The sequence below is a fragment of the Vibrio crassostreae 9ZC13 genome, assembly GCF_000272045.2.
Lineage (GTDB): Bacteria > Pseudomonadota > Gammaproteobacteria > Enterobacterales > Vibrionaceae > Vibrio > Vibrio crassostreae_C.
Map to the genome: position 1 here is coordinate 549,566 of NZ_AJYZ02000042.1, position 9,851 is coordinate 559,416.

At 44.9% G+C, this 9,851-nt stretch carries 9 protein-coding genes; all 9 read right to left on the minus strand.

The genetic code is table 11. From position 1 onward, the window contains the following. Positions 1–8: 8 nt before the first annotated feature. The gene (gene fliE, locus A136_RS21160) at positions 9–320 is read right to left on the minus strand and encodes a flagellar hook-basal body complex protein FliE (RefSeq protein WP_017060684.1); all 312 of its coding nucleotides are present in this window, start codon (positions 318–320) and stop codon (positions 9–11) included. 132 nt (positions 321–452) lie between these two features. Beyond that, positions 453–1,862 carry a sigma-54-dependent transcriptional regulator gene (locus tag A136_RS21165; RefSeq protein WP_017064121.1) on the minus strand — a complete coding sequence of 470 codons (1,410 nt, stop codon included), beginning with the start codon at positions 1,860–1,862 and terminating at the stop codon, positions 453–455. Between the two features lie 33 nt (positions 1,863–1,895). After that, positions 1,896–2,936: a sensor histidine kinase gene (locus A136_RS21170; RefSeq protein WP_017060686.1), complete on the minus strand. Its 1,041-nt coding sequence runs from the start codon at positions 2,934–2,936 to the stop codon at positions 1,896–1,898. A gap of 184 nt (positions 2,937–3,120) precedes the next feature. Then, complete coding sequence (locus A136_RS21175) at positions 3,121–4,587, minus strand: sigma-54 dependent transcriptional regulator (RefSeq protein ID WP_017064122.1); 1,467 nt, start codon at positions 4,585–4,587, stop codon at positions 3,121–3,123. Positions 4,588–4,815: 228 nt separating this feature from the next. Beyond that, complete coding sequence (fliS, locus tag A136_RS21180) at positions 4,816–5,226, minus strand: flagellar export chaperone FliS (protein WP_004736194.1); 411 nt, start codon at positions 5,224–5,226, stop codon at positions 4,816–4,818. A gap of 12 nt (positions 5,227–5,238) precedes the next feature. Then, entirely contained in the window at positions 5,239–5,544 is a 306-nt protein-coding gene (locus A136_RS21185) for a flagellar protein FliT (RefSeq protein ID WP_017060688.1), read from the minus strand. 3 nt (positions 5,545–5,547) lie between these two features. Further along, the gene (gene fliD / locus A136_RS21190) at positions 5,548–7,575 is read right to left on the minus strand and encodes a flagellar filament capping protein FliD (protein WP_017064123.1); all 2,028 of its coding nucleotides are present in this window, start codon (positions 7,573–7,575) and stop codon (positions 5,548–5,550) included. A gap of 22 nt (positions 7,576–7,597) precedes the next feature. Beyond that, a complete protein-coding gene (gene flaG, locus A136_RS21195) occupies positions 7,598–8,023 on the minus strand; it encodes a flagellar protein FlaG (protein WP_017064124.1) in 426 nt (141 codons plus the stop codon). Between the two features lie 81 nt (positions 8,024–8,104). Continuing rightward, positions 8,105–9,235 (minus strand): flagellin, encoded by a 1,131-nt coding sequence (locus A136_RS21200; protein WP_017064125.1) that lies wholly within the window; start codon positions 9,233–9,235, stop codon positions 8,105–8,107. Positions 9,236–9,851 lie beyond the last annotated feature (616 nt).

The window sequence follows — 9,851 nt, forward strand, 5'->3', positions numbered from 1 at the left end:
TACCCAACTTATACCGGCATATTCATCAGCTCTTTGTACGATTCGACCAATTTATTTCTAATTTGGATCGTCGCCTCAAAAGCCACACTAGATTTATTACGAGCAATCATCACGTCCGATAGGGATACGCTTTGGTCGCCACTATCAAAACGAGCTTGAAGATCACCTGAAGTCTTTTGTAATGAGTTCACATTATTGATGGCATTAGTCAGCATGTTGCCAAAATCTGCACCGACCGCTTGCCCCGTTGCTGCGGGACGCGCGCTGGCAGCTTCGACCATCATCGCCTGCATTTCGCCTTGTAAACCATCTATTCTCATCTACTACCTCAGGAGTCAAAATTATGACTATCTATTTAGCTATATTATTGACAGAGCAATTAGCGTGCCACACATTAAATTGACTAGATATCGTATTACACTAGTCAGAAAGCTGACACTACTAATCTATCCTCAGTTTGGGATATCTATTCCAGCATCGCGCATTTTAGCCAACTTGTAACGCAGTGTACGAGGGCTAATGCCCAGTTTTTCAGCCATATCTTTGCGTCGGCCATTACATGCAATCAGGGTTTCAAGAATGATCGCATACTCTTGATCTCTAAGCTCATTACCTAACCCTTCGCTGCTAGCCGCGATTTTATTGATTGGGTTTGCTTCGGCAATCGGCTTGATTTCTGGCGCAGCTACGTCAGTGCCTTCAACGATTTGTTGTAGGCTGCTTGCGTCTTGCCAATCGACACCTTCAAGAAGAATGTGCTCACCAGAGATGTTCTCTTGTTCGCTCAATATTAACGCACGCTGTACCACATTGTCTAATTCGCGAACATTGCCCGGCCACGGATAATTGACGAGTTTACTGATCGCTTGCGCTGACATAACCGGTACAGGCATACCAAGTTTGGTGCAATGACGCTCAACTAAGTGCTTAGCTAAAGGCTCAATATCACCTTTTCGCTCACACAGTGGTGGCCAAGAAATTGGGAATACATTCAAACGATAGTATAAATCCTCACGGAAATTCCCTTCAGAAACATACTGTTTAAGGTCTCGGTTACTGGTCGCTAATACACGAACATCCAATTTGATGCTCTTACGACTACCTAATCGCTCAACTTCGCGCTCTTGCAAAACACGCAGTAGTTTGGCTTGTAGGCTAAGATCCATTTCACTGATCTCATCCAACAGAATTGTACCGCCCTGCGCTTGCTCGAATTTCCCCGGGCAAGCTTGAATAGCGCCAGTAAATGCGCCTTTTTCATAACCAAACAGGGTCGCTTCTAACATGTTGTCTGGGATCGCCGCGCAGTTAATCGCGACAAACGGGCCATCTTTTCGGCTAGAAGCATTGTGAATGTAGCGAGACATCACCTCTTTACCAGAACCACTCGGGCCCAACACCATGACGTTGGCATCGGTTTTCGCAACTTTATCAGCCAGCATCATTAGCTTGATACTTTTTTCATCAGCAACGATAGCGTCACCATTGTCATCCGACTTTACAGGCGCATAACGGCTGACCATGTTGAGCAGCACTTCTGGCGCAAATGGCTTTGCCATATAGTCGATAGCGCCCTCTTTCATTGCAGCAACGGCATCTTCGATGTTGGCGTACGCTGTCATTAGCAATACCGGCAAATTTGGCCAATGCTGCTTAATGTTTCTCAATAGTGCCAAGCCACCCATGCCCGCCATCTGCACGTCAGATACGACAATATCAACGGAGTTCGATTTTAATTTGACCAGAGCATCTTCCGCACAATCCGCTTCCAGCCATTCATAGCCAGCAAGCGCGAGTGTGTCGACAAGGGCTTCGCGTAGACCTTCATCATCTTCGACGATTAACACTTTGCTTTGAGCCATAGGATTCTCCAGTGTAAATTCAGTTAAAACTTATTAGTCTTCAGAAGAAGCACTTCTTTCAAGCGGTAGACACATGGTAAAGCATGCGCCGTCGCCTTCTTCTGATATCAATTCCAGTCGGCCTTCATGTGCTCGACATACCATTTGTACAACCGCTAAGCCTAGACCTGTACCTTGTGAACGAGTGGTAAAGAAGGGTTCCATTATTTTACCTTGAAGCTCTTTCGGTACGCCGGGGCCACTGTCTTGCACTGATATCTTAAGCTCGCCATTTACGGGCCTAAAAAACACATCGATCTGCGATTCCTTACCCGCAATTTGAACCGCGTTCAACACTAGGTTGCTTAACGCTGAGGCGATAGCATTGGCGTTGCCGAACATTTGAGTCTGTTCGCCCTCAACTTCTTGGCAATAATCAATCTGGTTAGTTTTCAATGCCGCTTCCACCATAGGGTGAAATTCAGTGATCAATTCAGCCACAGTAAATGGCTTAACGACTTTGTTGTCACCACCTTTGGCAAACAACAGCATGTCGTTCACTTGCTTCTCTAAGTCATGCAATCTATCCATAAGCTTAGATTGAAAACGCGTTTTTGTTGCCGGCGGCAGATTTGGCGCGGCAAGGTTTGATGCATACAGCATCGCACTTGAAAGCGGCGTTCGCACTTGATGGGCAAGCGAGGCCACCATTCTACCTAATGAAGACAAACGCTGAAGATCACTCACGCGAGACTGCAATAGTCGGGTCTCGGTCAGATCGGTAATCAAAATCAGCTGACCCGTGGTAGAGGCTGAAATCGCCAAACGCACTTTTCGCCCGTTCTTCAATGAGATCTCATGACCGTCATCGTCTTTTGGGTCAAAGGCACTTTGAATCACTGAAAACCACTTCTCGCCAACCAACTCAACACCAAGAATACGATGCGCTTCAGGGTTCGCTTCTCTCACTTCGCCGTGTGTATCTAACAAGATAACCCCAGCTGGCATCACGTCGAGTACTTGCTTATAGCGCTCAACCTGCTGTTCAACAGAATCTAGGTGTGATTGATTTTCTGGTTCGTTAGATACGCGCATGTCAAAAATTTGCCTCAAATACTAAAACAGCCTGAGACGTACAACACGAGTCAGGCTATTTGCTATATTTATCACATAGTTAAGCAAGCAACAACTCGACTATGGTTTATCTGTTCACTTAGCTAGAGTTACCAAATAGCTAAAAAGTGTGTGCTAGTTTTTCGTTTTCATCGAAAACTGGACACTATCGCTGCAAGTTATATTTACGCATTTTTTCAACCAGAGTGGTTCTACGCATTCCAAGCATGTCAGCAGCACGAGCAACAATGCCGCCCTGCGCTTCCAACGCTTGATTGATCATATTCACTTCCATATCCGCGAGTAGCTCTTTCAAGTTAACCCCTTCTGGCGGTAACTCTTGAGGCGCATTAGCATTGTCGGCAATATCATCTTGCTGATCAAAACTGAAATCTTCTGAGAATAAGTCAGCAAGTGCATCACGCTCTTGCTCCTCTTCAGATCCAAAGCTATTAAACTCTGGCTGGAACTCAGGGATATCGCTGTATCGATATTTAGTTGGCAGGTGATTCACATCAACCAAGCTGTTTGGATACAAGATAACCATTCGTTCAACCAGGTTCGCTAGTTCACGAACGTTACCTGGCCAGTAATGCTCCATCAAAGAGTTGATAGCACGAGCCGTGAAACAGATAGGCATGCTGCCTTCCGCTTCCATTCGAGTCATCAGCTCTTGAAGCAACAGTGGAATATCTTCTTTACGATCTTGAAGCGCCGGCATTTCAATCGGGAATACATTTAAGCGGTAGTAAAGATCTTCACGGAACGAATCATCGTCGATCATATCTTCAAGGTTGCGGTGGGTTGCCGCAATCACTCTAACATCAGCTTGTATGGTGCTATTGCCACCTACACGCTCAAAGCATCGCTCTTGCAGTACTCGTAGCAGCTTAACTTGCATCGCCATCGGCATATCGCCAATTTCATCAAGAAACAGTGTGCCACCTTCAGCCAATTCAAAACGGCCTTTACGTGCGGTAATCGCCCCAGTAAATGCGCCCTTCTCATGACCAAACAGTTCACTTTCAAGCAAATCAGGTGGAATCGCGCCACAGTTTACAGGAACAAAAGGCCCTGAACGACGTTTAGAGTGATAGTGAATGTTACGCGCTACGACTTCTTTGCCTGTACCAGATTCACCAAGAATCAGCACGTTCGCTTCCGTAGAAGAGACTTGTTCAATTAAGTGACGTACTTCTTGAATGCCAGCACTTTGTCCTACTAGGCTGCGAAACAGGGTGTTCTTGCGTGCCGAAGACACAACTTGAACACCTTTGCGGCCTAAGAAGTCTTTACAGTGTCTTAATGCATCACTTAATTGCGGGTAGTTAAGAGGAAGTTCAAGCTCACCAACATAGTTAGTCAACTCGTCAACCGGGTGATTGTTTTTGCCAATCACCAGTAAAGGGATGTGATTGGCGTGAACAAGCTTCTCATTCAGTAATGCGTTGAAGCCTTTACCTTTAATGGTACCAATAATGCAGCCGGCCCACTGTAGTGACCAGTCAACTTTACGTGCTTGTTCAGAGCTGATTACTTCGCAGCTCTCTCCTACAAACTCTAATATTGTGCTTAAATTGTGACGATCTTGAGCGTTATCGTCGACGACAAGCAGTTTTGCCAAACCTTGCATAAGTAGGAATTATTGCCTTTATTTTGGTGCGATGCGGAAAAACGGTGAGCAACGTAGTCTATAAAACAGTGAGATGTATCAATGATTATGGTCTACGTGGACAAATTTAGGAAATCAGCAACGAAAAAAGCCATTAGGCTATCTAATGGCTTCTATTTTATTTGATTAAAAAAATAAGGCAACCAACCAATTAAGGGATATGAGATTGGTTAAAACTGCAATTTTTCTTTAAATACCTACGTCAGCGGACGTCAAGTTGTGATATTCGTTCGGAATTTGGTCCCAAGCGCTCTTAATTTCGCGAATAATATCGATAACATCATCAATAGGCTGTGGGTCATTTTTGTGATTTGCCGCAGAAATTTGCGTGATCATGAACTCATAAAGTTGATCTAGGTTTTTCGCAATATCGCCACCATCGTCCATAGATAGGCAACTACGTAGGCTAATAATGATATCTAGAGCCTTACCAAGTCGCTCACCTTTCACTGGGATGTTGCCTGCTTGCATTGCCGCTTTGCCTTGAATCAAACGCTCGATAGCACCGGCCATTAGCATTTGTACAATCTTATGCGGTGAGGCAGCCGTTAGCTGACTATCCACTGATACCTTTTTATATGCCTGTAAAGAACCGCGCATAGTAAACCTCTTCTATAAAAACTTTTTGTATTGTTGAACTGATTTAGCGCCGTGACGGTATTTATGTAGGGTCTTACCTACTCGACTCGTCTCAGACTGCATCAATTCGACTAATTTTCTGGTTCTGGTAATGGCTTCAAACCATTCAGAACTTTGCTTAACGTCGGGATGTGAGTCGATTATTTGAAGCACGTTTTGCAATAACTGTTCTCTGTTATCGACAAGCTGCGTTATTTCTTCAGCATTAATTTCACTAAATTCCAGTTTAGAGATAATTAGTTGATCGAGTTCACAAAGCTCTTGTAGCTGGCTATTCATCTATTAGCCCAACGCATTCATCATACTGCCCAGCTGAGATTGCATCTTACTGGTCGCATCTTGCATGGCTGTGAACTTAGAGTGGGTACGGCTCTCTAGGCTGTCCATGCGGCGGTCGAGCGCGCTTTGGTCATCAACCAAACGGTAGTTTTGCTCGACCAAGCTCTTTTCTCTAGTACGGATTGAACCCGTGATACCTGTGATACCTTGAATCGCATCTTCCACTTTTTTGGCGAAACCGTTGTTGCCACCAAAGAACTCACCCAACTTATCAAAGTTATTGTTGAGTTGACGGTCAAGCATATCGTAGTTGATTTCTAGCGAGCCTTGTCTTGTGGTCGTGATACCAAACTCGGTCAAAGATTTTAGGTTATCAGGCGCGCCTTCAATGCTTGATGAGAACACACCTTTTAATCGTGAGTCGGCGTTACGCACGGTACTGTCACCAGAAAGCGGGCCTTTTTGGCCAGTCGTTGGGTCAACACCCGCCAAGTTTTTAGACACTTGGTAAAACTGATTATAAGAATTAACAAAAGCTTCAATGTCTTGGCGAACACTATTACGGTCGTACTCCACACCAATTTCTGCCGGCGGCTTATCTTTTGGCGTTTTTCCTTTCACCGTAATATCAATACCTTCAATGGCATCTTCAATCACATTGTTATTACTAGAGAGTTGAGCAACACCATCTAGGACAACCATAGAATCTTGGCCAGCCTGAACTTCAGTCATTCCACTATAGGTATCAAAAGATTGCTGTGCTTGTTCAAGGTCTGCTTGCGCTTTATCGACCTTCTCTAAGAGCTCGCGCTCTTCGGGTTCTAATTTGGCACGCTCAATTTTCTTGGCTTGCTCTGCGGTGAGTTCGCCTTTTTGAACTTTCTCAGCCAACTCCGCTTTTTCTTGTGAGATCTTCTCTTCGATACGCGCTTGCTCAGCCTCAAGCTTTTGTTGGGCTTCTTTCGGTGTCACGTATGAATCGGTCAGAGTACCTGAGGCAGCATTTGACCACCCCGGCACATCGGGTGCCTTCTCTATCGCTTTTTCATCAAGCTCAAGTTCTGGTGTGAAGTAAGAATCTAAAAGCGTACCTGACGCGGTTTCAGTCCAGCCAGGGATATTGTCTTCAGGCATCACCGACTTTGCCGCTTGAGCTGCGTCTAGGGCTGCTTGGCCGTCGGCTGCGGCTTGCTCACCGTAGCTGAGACTTTGAGAGTCTCCGTCAGCATCTGAAGTAGAGTCGGTTTGGGCTGCAGGGATGATATTGCCATCTTTATCGAGTGTTTCATTCGCATTTGGGTCATCGCTAGCGATCACTTCATCAATGAGTTCGACGGCTTTTCCTGCAGGGGTTAGAGCTAGAATATCTTGAGCAGCAACGCGCGCTTTCTCTAGCGCTTTAACACGTTCTTCAAGCGTTTTATATTCGAGTTTTTTTAAGGGATTGGCAGCATCTGACTCAACATTAATGCTGATCTGCTGATCTGAACCAGACTGGTTCGAGGCAATAATAAGTCTTGGACCTTCGACATCGTTGATAATAGATGCACGAACGCCTGGGTTGCTATCTGCACCGTTGATACCACGAACAACTTCGATAAGTCTCGATCTGTCGCCAACTTGCACGTCAAAGCTGTCATCACCAAGCGAAACCTGCAGCTTACCTGGGCCAAATTTCATGTCCTCTGACAGTACATCAGAAGCCACTTTATGGCTTTGGGCAAGCTGCAACACATCGATGGCATATTTGCCAGCGATCGCTTCGGTAGTCGCGGTTGCAGAGACAAGCGCTTCATCGGTACTTTCCACTGTTCGCACAGCAAAAGCTTTTTCCTGACGAAAGTTTGTCATCAGGTTTTTCATCGAATCAAGGGATTCTCTGAGTCTTCCATAGGCACTAATGCTGGTATCGATTCGCGTTCGTTCATTGTCGATTCGTTGCTGTTTAGGTACACGCTCCGAATCAACAATTTTGCTGACCATGGAATTGATATCCATGCCAGACGAAATCCCCATTGGGCCAAAACTCATTAAATCACCTCAATAATACGACTTAAACCTTCACCTCAAATATTCGACTATTCGAGTTTTGGGCTGCTAGGCGTCTTAGAATTTCAAGCATTTCTTCATCAGGGATCTGGCGAATAATATCACCGGTTGTGGTCTCATAAATGGTAACCACATCTCTCCCAGATTCTTCATCGACCTTAAAAGCCACACCTTTATTGAGAGAGGAGATAAACTCGTTTACCTTCTCCACCATTTTGACTCGCTCTTCATCATTTAACTCTTGTCTATGTTGAGCTAATTGAATCGCCGCTTCGGTAGCTTCCTCTTTCGATTTCTCTACCTTGTCATAAGGTGTTGCTTCTTTTAGTCGCGAAAGACTCGACGCACTACTACCTTCATCGCTTGCAATTTTAATGCCATTAGGTGAGCCATAAGGCTGGATGTTCGATGCGTTGGATGATATTTCCATAACACTCTCCCTCCCTCCTTTATGAGCCAAACAGTAAAACTCTACCCAGAGTAGAGTTTACCGCTACTTACCGAGGTAAGTTTAGCCCAATAAGCTTAGAGCTGCTGATGGTGACTGTTTTGCTTGAGCTAGGATAGAAGTACTCGCCTGTTGTAGGATTTGAGACTTCGTCATAGCTGTTGTTTCTTTCGCGTAATCGGTATCTTTGATACGGCTCTTAGACGCATTAACGTTTTCGTTGATGTTGTCTAAGTTGCTGATTGCATGGTCAAAACGGTTTTGGAAAGCACCTAGAGAAGCACGTTGGCTATCAACAGATTTTAGAGCACCATCAATGATAGATACTGCTTCGTTTGCACCTGCAACTGATGTTACGTCGATGTCATTTACGGTTACATCTTTGCCTGCGCCAATACCTAGCTCACTTGCAAGGCTGCCACCAAACTCAACATCACCTTCAACTTTTTGGCTAGAAGCGAAAAGTTGTAGTTTACCGCCTTCACCTACAGACGCTTTAACGTCTTGGCTTTGACCGTTAATGTAAGTTGCTAGCTCTTCGATATCGTTGCCTTCTTTAGCAGAGATAGATAGCTCTTGAGCTTCACCGAACTTATCGTTGTATTTGATAGTCAGATCAGCGCCAGCGCCTACACGCCAAGATGCATCTTTACCTTCAGTAACACCGTAGCTCTTACCACCCATGTCTTGAGTGTCAGTACGCATGTTGCTCATAGAAAGCATTACCGCTTCACCTGAGTCAGCACCGATTTGGAAAGATTGGCTACCGTAAGTACCGTTAAGAAGCTTGTTACCACCAAAAGAGGTTGTTTCAGCGATACGGTTAAGTTCTGTGTTTAGAGCAGATACTTCTTCTTGGATAGCAACACGCTCAGACTTGCTGTTTGAACCGTTTGCAGATTGAAGAGAAAGGTCACGCATACGTTGCAGAATGTTGGTTGACTCATTCATCGCACCTTCAGCTGTTTGTGCAATAGAGATACCGTCATTCGCGTTTTTCACAGCCATATCTAGGCCACGACTTTGCGACGTTAAGCGGTTAGAGATTTGTAGGCCTGCAGCATCATCTTTTGCGCTATTGATTTTATAGCCAGAAGACAAACGCTCCATTGATTTTTGAGTACCTTCAGCCGCGCTATTTAGGTAGCGCTGAGCCGTCATTGCAGACACATTTGTGCTTACATTAATCGCCATAGTTGATCTCCTTTAGGCATTTTTTAATGTACTTATGTGACTCTCACCTCACACTAATACATGTCAATTTTGTTTATGCACCAGTGTCTCTCTCACCTTACATTGGTACATATCATTTCTCTCAATCCCTTTAACGGCGCCTTAATTAGAAGCTTTAATAAAAAATGCGCTTTTTTTCATATTCTTTTCAACAACAAAGGAAAGTGTGATCGGGCTTCAATTAATAGGGCGACATTCGCTAAAGTTGCCCCATTATTTAAGTTAATGAGCGTAGTGTTGAATATAAAGTCAGAAGAGATCCCTGATATCTCGTTCTACTCGATTCTGGGGTGACGAAAGACTGCTTCGATGTAGTAAGCGAGGAAACCATCATTTCCCAATTCCCGTCACTCCCTACAGTGAGGAGCGAGCGTGATAGGGAATCTCGCTTTCCAATCAACGACCAACACCAAAACTCCCCCCTTCTCCAAATTGCAGGCAATAAAAAACCCAGCCGAAGCTGGGTCTGTTTAGCGCTCATCTCTCACCACGAGCTAATTTGTGGAAGCCTAACGTTGACGCTTATAGTCAACGTGGCTTTTTAATCGATTAACCTAGTAGGCTAAGTGCCGAGTTC